This is a genomic window from uncultured Nisaea sp. (assembly GCF_963974195.1).
Classification (GTDB): Bacteria; Pseudomonadota; Alphaproteobacteria; order Thalassobaculales; family Thalassobaculaceae; genus Nisaea.
In genome coordinates, this window is the sequence record NZ_CAXBDC010000097.1 from 1 (window position 1) to 17034 (window position 17034).

The following is a 17034-nucleotide window of genomic DNA, read 5'->3' on the forward strand; positions in this document are numbered from 1 at the left end:
TGTTCTGGGCGGCGCAGGCACTGAAGCCCGCCGGTGGGGAAGGCTTCTACGCCGTGATGTCCCACACCATCATGGTGTCGATTTTCACCCCGGCCTTCCTGCTGCCGTTGCTGGCGATTTTCGTCGGCTTGCGTGCCTACTGGAAGGAAGTTGGCGGAAAACCGGTCAGCCTGGCACATCTTAAGGCGGCTTTCGCCGACGCGGCCAAGCTGAAGAACCTTTCCGGAGGTGCGGCGGAAGGCTGCAATTTCGAGAAGGGCGACCGCTTCACCAATGTTCGCCGCTGGCACCATCAGGCAGTGATGTACGGCTTCCTGCTCTGCTTCGCCTCAACCGGTTCGGCCACTCTGATGCATTATCTCCTCGATATGCCTGCACCTTACGGGCTGTTCTCCCTGCCCAAGCTGCTTGGTATCCCGGGCGGTCTGCTGCTGACCCTCGGCGGCCTCGGCATGGCGGTGCTGAAGACGCGCGGCGAGAAGGACCTCGGTGCACCCGCGCTCTGGGGTGGCGAGATGGCCTTCGTGCTGCTGCTGAGCTTCACTGGCGGCAGTGGTCTCGCCCTCTATGCCGCGACCGGCACGGCTGCGGTCTCCGTGCTGCTGCCACTGCATCTCGGTGCCGTGCTGACTTTCTTCCTACTGGCCCCCTACTCAAAGATGGTGCACGGCTTCTTCAGGCTGGCGGCACTGGTGCGGGACGCACAGCAAAAAATCTGATTTCAGTCTTCTTGAAGGCCCGTTACGCCTCGGTACACATAGAAAAAGCCCCGCATCATTGATGCGGGGCTTTCTCGGTTTGTCGTGATTGCTTACTCAGCCGCGAGCTTCGTCGCGTCGAGCTGTGCAAGGACCTTCGGCGGGGACATCGGCAGGCTGTAGAAGCGCTGGCCGAGGGCGTTGTGAACCGCGTTGGCGATGGCCGCGAGCGGCGGCACCAGCGGGACTTCACCGACGCCGCGCACGCCTTGCGGATGTGCCGGGTTCGGCACTTCGATGATCACGTTGTCCAGCATCGGCAGGTCGGAGCAGACCGGCATCCGGTAGTCGAGGAAGCCCGCGTTATCGACCTTGCCGTCCTTGTTGTAGATGTATTCCTCATTCAGGGCCCAGCCGATGCCCTGGGCGGCGCCGCCCTGCATCTGGCCCTCGACATAGGCCGGGTGGATCGCACGGCCGGCATCCTGGAACGAGGTGTAGCGGACGACACGGACGATCCCGAGCTCCACATCGACTTCGACATCGCAGACATGGGTGGCGAAACCGCCTTCGGCCCCGGTGGTGTTGAGCTGGGTGCCCGCACCGATCGGACCGCCGGTCGCCGTGGCTTTGTCGGCCAGTTCTTTCAGCGTCAACGCCGGGAACTTGCCTGCATTCGGGCCGGCGGGGCGTGCTTCGCCGCCTTCCCAGATGACCGCTTCCGGATCGATGCCCCAGAGTTTCGCGGCCCGGCTCTTCAGATCCTCGATCACCTTTTCCGCCGACTGGGTGACCACCATGGCGGAGGCGAACAGCACACGGCTGCCGCCGGTCAGGTTGCTGTAGCCGATGGTGGCTGTGTCGCCGATCAGCACGTTGACCTGCTTGTAGTCGATGCCGAGCAGTTCCGCCGTGATGTTGGCGATGGACGCACGGGAGCCGCCGATATCCGGATGCCCCGTCGTGACGACGACATTGCCGTCCTCGGTGATGTTCACCTGGGCACTGGATTCACCGCCGGCATTGAACCAGTAGCCGCTGGCAACACCCCGGCCCTGAAACTTGCCGAGCGGGGCCTTGTAATGCGGATGGTCGATCGCGGCGCGCACGGTTTCGGCATAGCCGATCACCGGATAAACCGGGCCATGGGCTGCCTTGGTGCCCTGTTTGGCGGCGTTTTTCAGGCGCAATTTCAGCGGGTCCATGCCGATGGCTTCCGCGACCTCGTCCAGCACGCATTCGACCGCATAGGCGCCGATCGGGGCGCCCGGTGCGCGGTAGGCCGCGACCTTGGAGCGGTTGGAGACGACGTCATAGCCGAAGGTATGCACGTTCGGAATGTCGTACGGTGCGAAGGCGCAACCCGCCGCGCCCCGGATCGGGGAGCCCGGGAAGGCGCCTGCCTGGAGCCAGTAGGTGCCCTGTCCGGCGACGATGGTGCCGTCCTTCTTGGCGCCGATCTTCACAATGCTCTTGGAGCCGGAGGTCGGGCCGGTTGCCCGCATCACGTCCTCGCGGCTCATGACGATCTTCACCGGACGGCCGGATTTCTTCGCCAGTATGGTGGCGACCGGCTCCAGATAGACGATGGTCTTGCCGCCGAAACCGCCGCCGATTTCCGCCGGGATCGCCCGGATACTGCTCTGCGGAATACCGGTGAGGAAGGCGGTCATGGCGCGAACCATGAACTGGCCCTGGCTGGAACTCCAGATCGTCGCCTTGCCGTCGGCGGCAACGCTGACCAGACAGGCGTGAGGCTCGATATAGCCCTGGTGAACCGGGCGGGTCTCGAAGCTGCGCTCGATCACCACGTCCGCTTCGGCAAAACCGGCGTCGAGATCGCCGAGCTTGTGCTCCAGCGTGCCGGCGATGTTGGACGGCTTGCCCTCGAACTCGACGAAATCATGCAGGATCGGCGCATCGTCGGCGATGGCGTCGTCGATTTCGATGGCCCAGGGCAGGACCTCGTAATCCACCTCGATCAGCTTGCAGGCTTCCTCGGCGATGGCGCCGGAGGTTGCGGCAACGGCGGCTACCGGATGGCCATGGAACAGGGCTTTTTCGTGGGCCAGGATATTGCGGGCCATCCAGCGCATGTCCTGAATGCCGAGCGGCACGGGCGTGTCGACCGGAAATTCGACCATGTCGGCTGCTGTCACCACGGCTTTCACACCGGGCAGCGCCTCGGCTTTGGAAGTGTCGATCGAGCGGATGATCGCATGCGGGTGCGGGCTGCGCAGCACCTTGCCCCAGATCATCCCGGGCATGCTGGTGTCCGCCGCGTAGGCGGCCTTTCCGGTCACCTTTTCGGCACCGTCCGGACGGATCGTGCTCTTGCCGATCCATTTGTTTGTCATCTCGTTCATGCTGGCTCTCCCTGCCGTCCGGAGCTTTCTGCCGCCCCGTTCGTCCCGGCTGTTTTCCCGGCTGGCGGACCGCCCGGCCAATGGCTGGCGGGCAATCCTGCCGCAATTCATTTTTCACTGGAGAAAGCGTACACGCTCTTCGCGCTCCTGAACAAGGTCGGGAGCGCGAAGGGAATGTGCCGATTTACGCAATGGCTGGATGGATGCCCGGGATAAAGGCGCCCCGGCCCCTGGAAGCCCTAGACTTCCACCTCGATCCGGCCGATCGGATTTGAGCAGCAGGCAAGGATGTAACCGGCTTCGATATCGTCTTCCGAGATACCGCCGTTATGCACCATGTGCACCTCGCCGGAGAGCTTCTTGATCCGGCATGTGCCGCAAACGCCGAAGGTACAGCCCGAGGGGATGTTGAGCCCGGAAGCCTTGGCGGCGGCGAGCACGGTGTCTGTCTCCGCGCAATGTCCGGTGACGCCGGAGCTGGCGAAGACGATCTCCGCTTTGGCGCCTTCCTCGGGGACGGTGTCGTCGTGCTCCGGGATGTCCTCTTCCTTGGCGACGGGCGCCTGGAAGCTTTCCTGATGGTAATGCTCCATGTCGAAGCCGAAGCCCGCGAGCGCGTCGCGCACCGACTGCATGAAGGATTCAGGACCGCAGCAGAACACCTCGCGCTCAAGATAATCCGGCGTCATCAGGCCGAGCATGAGCTGGTTGAACATGCCCTGATAGCCGGTCCAGGGCCGGTAGCGGTCCGGCTCCTTGACGACGAATTTCAGGTCGATGCCCGGCACCCGGCTGGCCATATGCTCCAGCCGTTCGCGGAAGATGATCTCCGACGGACGGCGGGCGCAGTTGATCAGCACCACATCCGGCTCGGTGCCGAGATCGTACATATAGGTCGTCATGGACATCATCGGCGTGATGCCCGAGCCGGCGGAGATGAAGAGATATTTCTTCGCCGGATGCTGGGACATGCAGAACAGGCCGGCGGGGCCGATGGCCTTGATTCTCTCGCCGGGGCCGAGATTGTCGATCATCCAGCGGGTGCCAACGCTGTTGTCCTGTGCCTTGGCGGTGATGCAGATCGACCGTGGCCGGGAGGGCGAGGAAGAGATCGTGTAGGTCCGGTGGATCGGGCCGCCGGGAGTCGGAATCTCAAGCGTCAGGAACTGACCGGCCTGAAAGTCGAACAGGGCTCCGGACGGGGCCCGGAAGGTGAAGGTCGCGGTATGCGGCGCTTCCGGCAGCACGGAGACGCATTCCAGCGGCTCGCTGTCATGCCACACACCGGCATCCAGAATGGGGGATGGCACGGCCATGATTATTCCGCCGCCATCATGGTCGGACGCAGCCGGTCACCCATGGTGTTGCGGTACCAGTCCACAAAGGAAATCACGCCGCCTTCCTGAGTGGGGGAGTAGGGGCCCGGTTCATAAGCCGGCGAGTTGATGCCCTGCTGGTTGTCCTCGACTACGCGGCGGTCTTCGTCATTCGTGGCAGTCCAGACTTCGGTCAGGCGCTGCAGATCGTAATCCTGACCCTCGACCGCGTCCTTGTTGACCAGCCACTTGGTGGTGACCTCTGTTTCGGTCGGGCTGATCGGGGTCACCCGGAAGACGATGGAATGATCGGCGAGGAAATGGTTCCAGGTCGTCGGATAGTGGAATTTCAGCAGCGTGCCCGCCGTTTTGTCCGAGACCCGGCCGAGGAAGCGGCTGACCGCGACCTTTCCGTCCATGGTGTAACTCTCGGCCCCTTCAATCAGCGGCATCCGGGACATCCGGTATTGCATATTGGCGGACATCTCGAAGCGGGAGGGGATTCCCTGAGCCTCCATGCGCGCCACATGCTCTTGCAATTGCAGGGAGGCCCCGTCAGAGCCGAACAGTGTCGGATCTTCCGGGAAGGTGCGGCACAGGCTCGGATGGTTTCCGCTGCAGTGATAGCACTCGCGGTTATTCTCCCAGACCAGCTTCCAGTTGCCGTTCTCGATGATGCTGCTCTCATGCGCGACCTTGGCGTTGCTCAGATCATGCGGGGCGAGATAAGGCGTGACGAGATCGGCGAACGGGGCGAAATCCGGCGCATCCTCGGCGAGGCAGATATAGATAAGACCGGCGAGGTCGCGGCAATGTACCGGCTTGAGGCCGTGTTGCGAGGCATCGAAATCAGGCCCCATATCGCGTGCCCAGAGCAGCTTGCCGTCAAGCTCGTAGGTCCATTGATGATAGGGACAGACCAGCTTGGGAATATTGCCCTTGGCGGCCTTGCAGATGATCGATCCGCGATGCCGGCAGGTATTGTGGAAGGCCCGGATGACGTTGTCCGCGCCGCGCACGATGATGACACGGTAATCGCCGACCTTGTGGGTGACGTAGCTGCCGGGCTTCGCCAGCTCACAGGCCGGGATCGCGAACAACCACTCGCGGTACCAGATCTGCTCCATGTCGAGCCGGAAGATGTCCGGGTCGCCGTAGAATGGCTGGGCCAGACTGTGGCCGCTTCGTTGCTGGGCCAGCAGGGCCAGCATATAATTCCGCGCGCTCATCTCTCATCCTCGCACCTTGAACGATGGAATTAGAGCACGGGAAAGAGGGCAGCATTCGTCATCTGAACGACATTGCTGCGTCGCAAAATAAACATTCGAAAAATGTTTTAAGGTAGCCGCCGCGGAGCGTCTTTTCGCGCCCGCGGCGGCTGTGCCATTCAGGTCTTTATTCGGCCGCGCCGCGCATCTCTGCGGCAGTTTCCAGAACGGCGCGGACGATCTTGTCGTAGCCGGTGCAGCGGCAGAGATTACCCGCGAGCCAGTACCGGACTTCGGTCTCGCTCGGGTTCGGGTTTTTCTTCAGCAGGGCGTCCGTTGCCACCAGAACACCCGGTGTGCAGATGCCGCATTGCAGGGCGGCCATCTCCAGGAATTTCTCCTGGAGCGGATGAAGCTTCTCGCCCTGGGACAGCCCTTCGATGGTGCGGATCTCATGGCCTTCGGCCTCGGCGGCCAGCATCAGGCAGGAGCAGACCAGACGGTCGTCCAGGGTGACGCTGCAGGCGCCGCAATCGCCGGAGCCGCAACCTTCCTTGGAACCGGTCATGCCGAGATTGTCCCGGAGCACGTCCAGCATGGTTTCGTTAGGCTCGCAGAGGAATTCCGTCGGCTCGCCATTGATGGTGGTGGTGACATGCATCTTGGCCATGTTCTCAGCCTCTCTTGGCGCGTTCGGCGGCGATGGCGGTGGTGCGCTTCAGCAGCACGCCCGCTACTTTTGTGCGATAGGCAATGGTGCCGCGTTTGTCGTCGATCGGATTACAGGCGGCGCTGCATGCGGCAGCGGCCTTCTCCAGTGCGGCATCATCCAGCTTGGTGAGGATCAGGGCCTTGGCGGCATCCTCGACCAGCAGCACGGTCGGGGCGACGGCGCCGAGGCCGACACGGGCGGCGATGCAGGTATCGCCATCCATCGTCAGGCTGACACCGCAGCCGACGACGGCGATATCCATTTCCGTGCGCGGGATCATCCGCAGATAGGCGTCGCTGGAATGTGCGGGGCGCGGCGGCAGCGTGAAGCTGACCAGAATTTCGCCGGGGGCGAGGCTGGTTTTGCCCGGGCCGGTCGGGACCTGCTCGACCGGAATGTCGCGGCGGCCGTTCGGGCCCTGCACCGTGGCAATCGCACCGGCGGCGACCAGGCCGGGAATGCTGTCGGCGGCGGGCGAGCCATTGCAGAGATTGCCGCCGGCGGAAGCGCGGCCCTGAACCTGCGTCGATCCGATCAGGTTGAGACCTTCAAGCACACCGGGCCAGACTTTGCCGAAAGTCGGATGCTCTTCCAGAACGGCGCCGGGTACAGCGGCGCCGATCCTGAAGCCACCCTCCGGCGTCTGTTCGATTGCGTTCAGTTCCGCGACCTTCTTGATGTCGACGATCAGACCCGGCTTGACCATGCCTGCCCGCATCTGCACCAGCAGGTCGGTGCCGCCAGCCAGAATGCGCGCGGCGCCATTCGCCGCAGCGTAAGCGCCGATCGCTTCATCAAGCGTCGACGGCGCCATATATTGGATATCTGTCATAAAGATGTTCCCAGCGTCGTTCCCGTTCCGCATGCCGGTTCCGCCACCACATTGGCCGGGGGCGTTTTCTTCCGATGCGCGTATTCAGGAAGGCTACACGGCAGGAGGGGCTCTGAACAACCCCGACGCGCGGGACCAGTCCTGTGCACGGCGGGCAAGAGTCTGTCCTGCCCGCCTGTGTCCAATGTTTTTGCCCCATATCCGGAGGGGCGCGTGTGGCTCAGAAGTCGAAAAACACCGTTTCTTTATCGCCCTGCAGATGGATATCGAACCGGTAGGCGCCGTCTCCGGTCTTCCTGGCGATCAGGGTGGGTACCCGGTTCTGGTGTTCCAGCCGTGTCAGGATCGGGTCTTTCGCGTTGGCGTCCGCCTCGTCCTCGAAATACAGCCGGGTCTGCAGACCGATATTGATGCCGCGCGCGACGATCCAAAGACTGATATGCGGTGCCATCATGCGGCCGTCGGGGAAGGGTACGGCACCGGGCTTGATGGTCTCGAACACCCACTCGCCGGTCGCGTAATCGCCTGCCTTGCGACCCCAGCCGGTGAAATTCGAATCGGCCGTGCCGCGATGTTCCTCCGGGCTGGGATACAGCCCGTCCGCGTCGGCCTGCCAGATCTCGATCATGGCGTCTTTCAGCGGCGTGCCGGTGCCGTCATAGACGATGCCGGAAATGCTGATCCGTTCGCCCCTGGTGTTCTCGTTGACCATGGAGCTGCCGAGATCTTCGGGGTAGACGCCCTTGATGTCGCAGAAGTTCGGCACGCAGCCGATATGAACATAGGGGCCCGCGGTCTGGCTCGGGCTTTCCTTCAGACGGTTGAGCGACTGCATCAGTTCCCCTCCAGCTTGTTCTCGAACAGGGTCGAGCGCTTGCCGCGCAGCACCATGTCGAATTTGTAGGCACGGGCATCCATCGGCACCGTGTTTTCCATGTCGAGCAAGGCAATCAGACTCTCGATACCCTCGCGGTGCGGCACGGTATCGACGATCGGGCATTTCCAGATCATCGGGTCGCCCTCGAAATACATCTGCGTGATCAGCCGCTGGGCAAAGCCCTGCCCGAACAGCGAGAAATGGATATGCGCCGGTCGCCAGTCATTGCCCCCGTTTGGCCAGGGGTAGGGACCAGGCTGCACGGTGCGGAATTCATAAGAGCCATCCTCGCCGGTGATGGTACGTCCGCAGCCGCCGAAATTCGGATCCAGCGGCGCGATATAGCCTTCCTTGGCGTGCCGGTAGCGGCCGCCGGCATTGGCTTGCCAGAATTCCACCAGCACGTTCGGCACGCCGCGTCCGCTCTCGTCCAGCACGCGGCCATAGACGATGATGCGCGGGCCAATGGCGCTTTCCCCCGACTTGGCAAAATTCAGGATCAGGTCGTTATCCAGTGGCCCGATCATGTTCTGGCCGAAGACAGGGCCGGTCACTTCGCTCAGGGTCTGCGGCATGGACAGCAGCGCCCGGCTTGGCGAGCGTACGACCGATGTCTTGTATTGCGGGGTCAGCGCTTCCGGCTGCCAGGCCCGGTCACGGGCGAAGAACCCGCCGGCCGGCTTCTGGTTGCTGAGGCTCATATTTCCACTCCCATCTCTCCATACGTCTTCTTGATGATTTTCAGCGCGTGGTTCGCCGCCGGAACGCCGGCATAGACGGCGACATGCATCATCGCTTCCCGGAGATCTTCCGGGCTGGCCCCGGTATTGGCGGAGGCGCGGACATGCATGGCAACCTCGTCCCACTGGCCGAGGGCTGCCAGCAGGGCGAGCGTGATCATCGAGCGTTCGCGCTTTGTCAGCTTGTCGCTGGCCCAGACCGTGCCCCAGGCACCTTCGGTGATGAAGCTCTGGAACGGCTCGTCGAATGCCGTCTTCGCCGCTTCCGCCCGGTCCACATGGGCGTCGCCCAGCACCGAACGGCGGATTTTCATGCCATTGTCAAAGCGTTCACTCATAGCGTCGTCTCTTCCCGATGTGATGGTTTCTGTTTTGTTTGCTCACGCCGTCACCAGGGTGAGGGCGGGATAGCGGGCCTTGATGCGGTCGTCATTCATGGCGACTTCGAGATTGCGCCGGGCAAGGCGGGCATGCTCGCGGGCGAGGGCCTCGGCCCGGCTGCCCTCCCGCAATTCGATAGCGTTCACGATGGCCCGGTGCTGCGATTGGGCGAGCACCAGAGAGCCATGAAATTCCGGCAGGTCACGCTGCACCATGAGAAGCGCGTTCGGGCTGGCGAAAGGCAGAGCCGTCAGCCGGTCTATTTCCCGGGCAATCACCGAACTGCCGCAGCTTTCTCTCACCAGAGCATGGAATGCAGCATTGCAGGCGGTATAGGCATCATGATCGAGATCGTTGCCTGTGGCCTGAAGCAGCGCGTCGATCTCCGACAGCAATGTCCTGAAAGCCATGATCTGTGCCGGGGAGATGCCGCGTTCGGCGGCAAGACGGGCAGCGGTGCCCTCAAGCACGCCGCGCAGTTCTATGGCATCCAGAATGTCGTCGGTCGCGAATTTGCGGACGGCAAAGCCGCCGGACGGAATGGCGTCGACCGCGCCTTCCTGCTCCAGCCGGGCAAGGGCGGCACGGACCGGAGTGCGGGAAAGCTGCAGCCGCTCGGCAATGGCGGGCTCGCTCAATCGGGCGCCGGGCTCGAACACCCCGGAAAACAGAAGTTCACGGATTCCGAAGAGCGCGCGCTCAGACTGACTTTGCGTCCGTTCCTGGCCTTCGCTCTGCATCATCGGGGTGCGCCGGGTAGTTTGAACTATGCGGGATGATATTCGTTCAATTAGCACCTGTATACAGAATGCTTAATTTTAGTGCCTTGTTTCCATGTTTCGAGGGTATTTTTTCCTTTTCTGTATACACATCGCTTTTTGTTTGCCGGAGCATATCGTCCATCCTGTGGGGCATCACCGAATGTAATGATTACCCCTGTGTGTTTTGTCTGGAATAAAGCGTGGTATGGATAGAGCCGGTTCCTGCTCTTGTAGAGACGGCGCGCGATGCGAAGACAAGGGGTAACGAAGTAAGAGAGGGAGCAATATCGGGAAGATCTCAAAACTGCATTGTAAATCATGGGCCAGCGGCCGTGGGCGGAACTGAATGACACTTCAAATTGTCAGGGGACGAGAGGATCTGGATGGCACCGATCCGGCTATCCGCGACTTTTATGAATATTGGCTGCGCCTTGCCGGAGAAAATGGCGCGCTTCCGGCGCGGCGCCAGATTGATCCGGTCGAGATCTGGCCGCATATCGGTAAAATTGCGATCGCGGAGCTCTATAGAGACGGCGTTTTTGATCCCTGGTACCGGCTTGTCGGCGCCAATGTTTCGGAGCTTGCAGGCCGCTTTCTGAAAAATTGTCTGTACCGGGATATCTATTCGAAAGAGCAGGCAGAGCAGCTTGGCGTGCTTTATCACGAGATCATGCAGGACAAGCTGCCGCGCTATGAAGTCTCCAGCATCAAGCTGCCGGATCGGGAGTTCATGAAGATTGCCCGGCTGATGGCCCCGTTTGCCAGTGACCATCAGAACGTCGATGTCATTGTTGGTCTGGTCGTCGCTGTTCAGGAACGCCGGACTGTCTCCCGGCGGTTATTTTAAAGGTCCAGCGTCAGAGCCCGAGTCTGGGGAAACAGGGAACGTCCACACGGGAAGGCTGAGGGCAATATCCATGCAGGAGCGGGGCTGCCGTACCCGCGTTGACGCTCCGAAGGCTTTCGTGAATAGTCCTTCCGTTAGGAAAAACTATTGAACTGTCATGCGTTAGATCGCATTGCCGGGCCAACTTGCGAGCTTTAAATGAGCCTCTCGACAATGAATTTGCGCCTGCGGCCAGTCATTCTGACGCTGTTCATCATCCTGACATTGCCGGTGTTCCTGAGCATCGTTGCGGTGAATTACGTTTCCAATCAGGAAGCGGCGCACGCCTATGCGGAGAAGCTGCTGCTCCGCTTCAACAACGAAGCTATCGACAATATGGAGCAATTGTTCGAGCCGATTAAGTCGCTGGTGCGCAGTGCCGCGACACTGGGCGGCGAGTTGCCTTCATTCTACGAAGATAACGGGTCGATCACCTATCTTCACAGCATCCTCCAGCATAGCGACGTGATCATCAGCGCCTATATCGGGCTGGAAGACGGCTCTTTCCGGCAGGCCCGACAGATCGATCCGGCCGTCGAGGTGCAAGGCAAGCTGCCGCCTCCGGAGACGCGATATGCCGATCGCTGGATCACGCGCGCCCCCGGTCAGGAGCCGACCGATCATTATATTTTCCTTGATAAGGAACGCCGGGAGATTGGCCGGTCCGACAAAGGCACCTCCTACGATCCGCGCGGCCGGCTCTGGTATGAGACGGCACTGGCGTCGGGCGGGCTATCCGTCAGTGATGTCGATGTTTTCGCCGTGCTGGATCTTGTCGGCTTCACCGTCGGCGCGCCTTTTTACGGAGCGGATGGTAATCTGCGCGGCGTTGCCGCCGCTGACATCACCCTGGACGGCCTGTCGGACTATCTGGCCGAGAGCAAGATTAGCGCGGGGACAATCTCCTTCATTCTGGATCATCAGGGCGGTGTGATCGCCAATTCGCGTCAGCAAAAGACCTATGGCAGCCGAAGCGGCCGCCCCGAGCTGATGCATGTGACATCGCTCGATGACGATCTGCCGGCGATTGCCTTCAGCTTGAGGCCGCGCGACAGCGAGGGGATGTATGTCTTTGAGCATGATGGCAGGGACTATGTTGCCAGCCTGACGACATTCCCGCCGTCTTTCGGCAAGGCATGGCAATTGTTCGTCGTCACGCCGTTCTCCGACTTCACCGGCACACTGGAAGAGCGGAACAGGCAGCTTTTCATCTTCGGTCTGATCGCCATCCTGGTGCAGATCATCATCATCTACTTCCTCTCGGGCGTGATCTCTGCACCGCTTGAGAGGCTCGCGGTGAAGGTGACGCGGATCAAGGATCTGGACGTAGAGAGCCCGCTGGCGCTGCAAACCCCGATCCGGGAGGTCGCCCTGCTAGGGCGTGCGATTGACACGCTCGATACGACGGTTAAATCCTTCGCGTCCTTCGTGCCGGTCGATCTGGTGCGGCAGCTTCTCGACACCGATCAGAAACTGGCGCTTGGCGGCTACAACAAATTCCTCACCATATTTTTCTCCGATATCGAGGGCTTCTCGACACTGTCGGAATCCACACCGTCGAAACAGCTCCTGCAGCGGGTTTCGGTCTATCTCGAGACCGTGACCCGGGCGATCAAGCAGGAACAGGGAACCATCGACAAGTTCATCGGTGACGGCGTGATGGCGTTCTGGGGCGCGCCGAACCGGCTGGACGATCATGCCATGCATGCCTGTTTCGCAGCCCTCAGAATTCAGCATGAAATGGCCCGTATGAACGCGGAGTGGAAAGCCCAGGGGATGTTGCCGCTGAACATCCGCATCGGCATTCACAGCGATGCGGTTCTGGTCGGCAATATCGGGTCCTCGGACCGGATGAACTACACGGTCATGGGCGATGGCGTGAACATTGCTTCCCGGCTGGAAGGTATCAACAAGGATTACGGAACACGGATCTGCATCAGCCACACAGTGTTCAAGGAAGCCGGTGACCGGCTGTGCGTCCGGCCGATCGACGAGGTCGCTGTCAAGGGACGCCGGTCCAAGGTGCCGATCTACGAGCTGGTCGGCGCTTACGATCTGGAAGCCGCGTTCGAGCCCGATGCGCAGCTTGTGCGGCTTTGCGAGATGACGCGCGACGCCTATGTGGCGCTGGTCGCGGAGGATCTGGAGCTCGCACTGGAACGCTACGAGGCAATCCTGGCCGAATATCCGGATGATACAGTGGCACGTGAAATGGCGCGGAGGCTCGCCCCCGCGGCACCAAAATTGAGTGAATCCAAAGAAATTTCGGATTGAACTATGCCTGAATACAAAGAGTTTACCGTGGCGCCGCCTGCGCTTCGACCGAGTGAATATACGGCGGCCCTGATCCATGCCCTGCAATGTGACAGGGACCGGGTCCGCGGTAAGAACGTGCTGGAAATGGGATCCGGAAGCGGCGTGATACTTGCCGCACTGGCCGACCTTGGTGCTGCATCCCTGTGCGGAATCGATGTTGAGGATGACGCCGTTGCCGCCGGCACGTTCCTGCTTCAGGAACTGGGGCATGGCAAGCTGGGCAAGATCCATCAGGGCAACATGTGGCAGCCGGTGACAGGCCGCCGCTTCGATCTTATCGCGGCCAACTTGCCGCATTTTGCGATGGAAGACCACGAAGTGCCGGGGCGGCACACCACCTGGAGCGCCGGTGGTCCGAACGGCCGCAGGCTGCTCGACCCCTTTCTGCACGGCTTGAGCGGACATCTGGCCGAGGGCGGCCGGGCGATCATCACCCATAATGGTTTTGTCGGCCTCGATGCCTCGCAGGCGATTGCCGCTGAATATGGTCTCTCTCTTCAAGTCGTCGCGACGGTTCTCGTGTCGATACCGCCTGAAAAGCTCGCCCTGATGACCCCGCAGATCCTGTTGGCGGAGAAGGGGAAATCAGTGCACCGTTATGGCCCCTACACATTTGCCGATATGCATGTCGTTGAAATTGCCGGCAAAGGGCAGGTCTCGAATGATGCATGATTGGCGCTTACTGGGGCTGGTCGCCGGGTTTCTGACGGCCATGATGGTTCCGGCATTGGTGGAAACACCTGATGCGGCACTGACGCGCCTGATCGGTGAGGCCCGTATCGAGGCTGAAACGCCCGGGACCTGTGAGAAGCCCGAAATCGATCGTCTGATACGGATCTTCTGTGACGGCCAGATCCGGGCGGGCATTCGCGAAAAATATCCGTTGTTCGGCACGCGCAAAGGTGATGAGCGTTTTGGCTATGACGTGGACGTTGCCCGCGCTGTTGCATCAAGGCTGGGGGTCGAGCCGGTCTTCATCCGGGTGAAGGCGGCGACCCGTATCGTCCTGCTGGATGAAGACAAGATCGATGTGGTTCTGGCGACCATGGGCCACAACACCCAGCGCGACGGTCAGGCCCGCTTCATCCGTCCGCATTATTACCAGTCCGAGACCGTTCTGATCGGGCCGAAAGAGCTGAAGGTGGCAGGCTGGAAGGATATTGCCGGGCACAGTATCTGCGTGACGATAGGCAATGGCTCCAACGCCCAGATGATCTCCCACCAGGCCCGCCTCATGCTGTTCGAGGAGGCGACCGTGCTTCCTGTGCGCCTCGCGGATGAGACCTGCATGCTGGCGGCACAGGACAACAGTTTCTTCGCCTCCTACTTCACGGATGAGGATTTCGCCCGCCGTTTCGAGCCTAAATTCGGTTTCGCGCAAGTGCCGTGGGGCATGGCGGTGGCGCGCACCGGCAGTGACAGGCTGGCACAGGTGCTCGACCTGATGAGCCAGACCTTCCACCGCACGGGCGTCTTTCTGGAGAATGGCCGGAAGAACAAGATTGCGGCCGGTTTTCTGGAAAGCCAGAAAGAGGTCTGGGCCAGGCCGGAATGCAATACAGTCGAAGGCAACACGGACCCGGCATGCATCCTGCCGCCGCTCGATGCGGCTCTGGAGCCGACACCGTTTATCGGTAATATCGTCGCGGTGGAACAATGGATAACCGACAATACCGGGCTGTCCGTGTCCCTGCCGATGTTCAAGACAATGCCGGCATGGACCCTGTTCCAGAGCGGCGTCGTCAATTCGCTTTATCTGGTTGTTGGCGCGCTCGGCGCGACGCTGTTTTTTGCCCTCCTTCTGGGCGCGTTGCAAAGCTCGGAAAATCCCGTCGTTCAATGGGTCTTTCATGCCCTGACAGTGATCCTGCAATCCTCTCCTGTGGTGCTCACCGTGGTGATTGCGGCGGCTGTGGCGCAGGAATTCTTCACCTATTCCTCCGTGGTTGCGATTGGCGCCGCGATCGTGGCGCTTGGCCTGATGAACGGCAGTAATGCGGGACAGGCCATCGGCGAGGCGATGCACACGCTGCATGCGGAGAACGCGGGCAAGGATATTCCCGAAACCCAGCTGTTCGGCCGTGCGGTGAGCCGGTCGGCCACCCAGATCGTCTCCTTCCTGATCAATGCGGCAAAAGGCACGCCTGTCGCTGCTTTCATTGGTGCGCCGGAGCTGCTGAGTGCCCTGACGGACATCACCTCCTTCGCAAGCGGCAGGGCGACGACCTATACGATGCTGCTGATCTTCTACGTTCTCGTCGTCATGGTCGTGGTCTGGCTGTGTGGCCGGTTGCGGGTGGTTCTTGAAAGGAGGCACGCGTGATGAGCCAGTTTCCGGATCTGTCCCAGTTCCTGCCGCAGTTGCTCGCCGGCATGGTGGTCAATTTCGAGATAGCCTTCATCGCGCTGGTCGTTGGCCTCGTTCTTGGCGGTTTGCTCTGCCTGCTCAGCCTCTCGGGCGGTATTCTCAAGGTGATTGTCGCCACTCTGGTCGGGGTGATGCGGGCAGCACCGACCTTTGTCGTCATGTTCTTCCTGCTGAATGCCATCCCGAGCGGGACAGCGATCACCATCGGGGAGATGAGCTTCGGCCTGGCGCCGTCGCCTCTGATGGCGGTGGCGCTTTCCCTCGTGCCCTATTCCGCGTCTTATGTGGTGGATAATGGGATCGAGGCGGTGATGCAGTTGCGCCGGGGCTCGATGCTGGGGGCACTGCTGTTCCTGCCGAACATCACCCGGGCCTTCTTCGTGCTGGTCATGTCTTCCAGCACCGGTGCCGCCATTGGTGTGAACGAGGGGATTGCCGTCATCCTGAGGGCCGCGGCGCCGATGACCTCGCTTGCGGACAAGATGGTCCTGTTCGCCATTGGTATTCTCTGCTTCGGACTGACCCTGCAACTCGGTTTCTTCCTGATGCGGCGGTTGCAGCGTCAGCTTGGCCGTTATGCAGTACCGGCCGGCTGACTAGAGGCTGATCCCGCTCTGCTCCGGATGCATCAGGCAGCGGTCCCAGTGCGGCGCGCCGCCGAAATGCTCGACCAGGATATCGATCAGCACGCGTACCTTGCCGGGCACATTCGCTCCCGGCGGCCGGATCACGTAGATGCCGTGCTCCGCGAGGGGGAAGTCCGCCAGCACCGGCTCGACGGCGCCGCTTTCGAGGGCGTTGGACAGCATGAAGGTGGGACCGCCCGTAATGCCCAGCCCCTCAATGGCCCAGGCGAGCAGGGCATCTCCATTATCCGATCTCAACCGGCCTGACGGGCGGACGGAAACCCACCGGTCGCCGTTGCGGAGGGTGATGTCCGGATCGGAGCTGCCGGTATAGATCAGGCAGTCATGGCTCGTCAGATCCGCCGGTTTTTCCGGCCGGCCCCGGCGGTCGAGATAATCGGGACTGGCGACCAGAACAGAGCGGGCGGGACCGATCCGGCGGGCGATCAGGCTGGAATCCTGCAATGTGCCGATGCGGATCGCGGCATCGAACCGCTCGGCGATCAGATCGACCTTCCGGTCGCTGAAGGAGACATCTATTTCGAGCCGGGGATGACGCTTTGCCAGCTCGGAGAGGACAGGCACGACATGCCGCGTGCCGAAAGACAGCGGGGCTGACAGGCGCAGGCAGCCGACCACGTCCCCGCTATGCTGGGCAACGGCTTCCCGGGCATCGTCATATTCCGCGAGAATGCGTTCGCAGCGCATGGTGAATTCAAGCCCGGGCTCGGTCGGGCTGACCCCGCGCGTGGTCCGGTTCAGCAATACGGTGCCGAGATCCGCCTCGATCCGGGCGATACGGCGGCTGACGATGGATTTTGATATGCCGAGATAAGCCGCAGCCCGGTTGAAACCGCCGCTTTTAACCACTTCAAGGAAGCAACGCATATCCTCGATCTCGATCATCAGGTGTTCCTCTCAGAGCAACAGGGTGGCGCATTTTGCGC

15 protein-coding genes and 1 pseudogene are annotated in these 17034 nt (G+C 61.4%); 6 read left to right on the forward strand and 10 right to left on the reverse strand.

What is annotated here, in order from left to right; translation table 11 throughout:
• Nucleotides 1-719 (forward strand): annotated as a pseudogene (tcuB, locus tag AAC126_RS17735) (tricarballylate utilization protein TcuB); the annotation flags it as partial.
• A gap of 92 nt (nucleotides 720-811) precedes the next feature.
• Here the strand turns inward: tcuB and AAC126_RS17740 are convergent.
• The 9 genes from AAC126_RS17740 to AAC126_RS17780 all read right to left on the reverse strand — a co-directional run bounded on the left by AAC126_RS17740 (nucleotide 812) and on the right by AAC126_RS17780 (nucleotide 9873).
• Nucleotides 812-3064, reverse strand: a complete 2253-nt coding sequence (locus tag AAC126_RS17740; protein WP_339855784.1) for a xanthine dehydrogenase family protein molybdopterin-binding subunit — start codon at nucleotides 3062-3064, stop codon at nucleotides 812-814.
• A gap of 239 nt (nucleotides 3065-3303) precedes the next feature.
• Entirely contained in the window at nucleotides 3304-4380 is a 1077-nt protein-coding gene (locus AAC126_RS17745) for a hybrid-cluster NAD(P)-dependent oxidoreductase (RefSeq protein WP_339855786.1), read from the reverse strand.
• Between the two features lie 2 nt (nucleotides 4381-4382).
• Nucleotides 4383-5609, reverse strand: a complete 1227-nt coding sequence (locus AAC126_RS17750; protein ID WP_339855788.1) for an aromatic ring-hydroxylating dioxygenase subunit alpha — start codon at nucleotides 5607-5609, stop codon at nucleotides 4383-4385.
• Nucleotides 5610-5775: 166 nt separating this feature from the next.
• The gene (locus AAC126_RS17755) at nucleotides 5776-6258 is read right to left on the reverse strand and encodes a (2Fe-2S)-binding protein (protein ID WP_339855790.1); all 483 of its coding nucleotides are present in this window, start codon (nucleotides 6256-6258) and stop codon (nucleotides 5776-5778) included.
• A 4-nt stretch (nucleotides 6259-6262) separates the two neighbouring features.
• Nucleotides 6263-7132, reverse strand: coding sequence for a xanthine dehydrogenase family protein subunit M (locus AAC126_RS17760; RefSeq protein ID WP_339855792.1), 870 nt, complete (start codon nucleotides 7130-7132; stop codon nucleotides 6263-6265).
• Between the two features lie 220 nt (nucleotides 7133-7352).
• Complete coding sequence (gene pcaG / locus AAC126_RS17765) at nucleotides 7353-7967, reverse strand: protocatechuate 3,4-dioxygenase subunit alpha (protein ID WP_339855794.1); 615 nt, start codon at nucleotides 7965-7967, stop codon at nucleotides 7353-7355.
• Nucleotides 7967-8710, reverse strand: a complete 744-nt coding sequence (gene pcaH, locus AAC126_RS17770) for a protocatechuate 3,4-dioxygenase subunit beta (protein ID WP_339855796.1) — start codon at nucleotides 8708-8710, stop codon at nucleotides 7967-7969. The genes pcaG and pcaH overlap by 1 nt, the downstream gene beginning before the upstream one ends.
• On the reverse strand, nucleotides 8707-9087 hold the full coding sequence (pcaC, locus tag AAC126_RS17775; RefSeq protein ID WP_339855798.1) for a 4-carboxymuconolactone decarboxylase: 381 nt from the start codon (nucleotides 9085-9087) through the stop codon (nucleotides 8707-8709). The genes pcaH and pcaC overlap by 4 nt, the downstream gene beginning before the upstream one ends.
• A gap of 42 nt (nucleotides 9088-9129) precedes the next feature.
• On the reverse strand, nucleotides 9130-9873 hold the full coding sequence (locus tag AAC126_RS17780; protein ID WP_339855800.1) for a GntR family transcriptional regulator: 744 nt from the start codon (nucleotides 9871-9873) through the stop codon (nucleotides 9130-9132).
• A 364-nt stretch (nucleotides 9874-10237) separates the two neighbouring features.
• Here AAC126_RS17780 and AAC126_RS17785 point away from each other — a divergent pair, with 364 nt between their 5' ends.
• The 5 genes from AAC126_RS17785 to AAC126_RS17805 all read left to right on the forward strand — a co-directional run bounded on the left by AAC126_RS17785 (nucleotide 10238) and on the right by AAC126_RS17805 (nucleotide 16057).
• On the forward strand, nucleotides 10238-10738 hold the full coding sequence (locus AAC126_RS17785; protein ID WP_339855802.1) for a PAS domain-containing protein: 501 nt from the start codon (nucleotides 10238-10240) through the stop codon (nucleotides 10736-10738).
• Between the two features lie 198 nt (nucleotides 10739-10936).
• A complete protein-coding gene (locus AAC126_RS17790) occupies nucleotides 10937-13051 on the forward strand; it encodes an adenylate/guanylate cyclase domain-containing protein (protein WP_339855803.1) in 2115 nt (704 codons plus the stop codon).
• 3 nt (nucleotides 13052-13054) lie between these two features.
• A complete protein-coding gene (locus AAC126_RS17795; protein ID WP_339855805.1) occupies nucleotides 13055-13765 on the forward strand; it encodes a methyltransferase in 711 nt (236 codons plus the stop codon).
• A complete protein-coding gene (locus AAC126_RS17800) occupies nucleotides 13755-15416 on the forward strand; it encodes a transporter substrate-binding domain-containing protein (RefSeq protein WP_339855807.1) in 1662 nt (553 codons plus the stop codon). Before AAC126_RS17795 ends, AAC126_RS17800 begins: the two co-directional genes overlap by 11 nt.
• The gene (locus AAC126_RS17805; RefSeq protein ID WP_339855809.1) at nucleotides 15416-16057 is read left to right on the forward strand and encodes a hypothetical protein; all 642 of its coding nucleotides are present in this window, start codon (nucleotides 15416-15418) and stop codon (nucleotides 16055-16057) included. The genes AAC126_RS17800 and AAC126_RS17805 overlap by 1 nt, the downstream gene beginning before the upstream one ends.
• On the opposite strand, the gene AAC126_RS17810 is transcribed toward AAC126_RS17805, so the two are convergent.
• A complete protein-coding gene (locus AAC126_RS17810) occupies nucleotides 16058-16993 on the reverse strand; it encodes a LysR family transcriptional regulator (RefSeq protein WP_339855811.1) in 936 nt (311 codons plus the stop codon). It abuts the gene before it with no gap.
• Nucleotides 16994-17034: the final 41 nt, after the last annotated feature.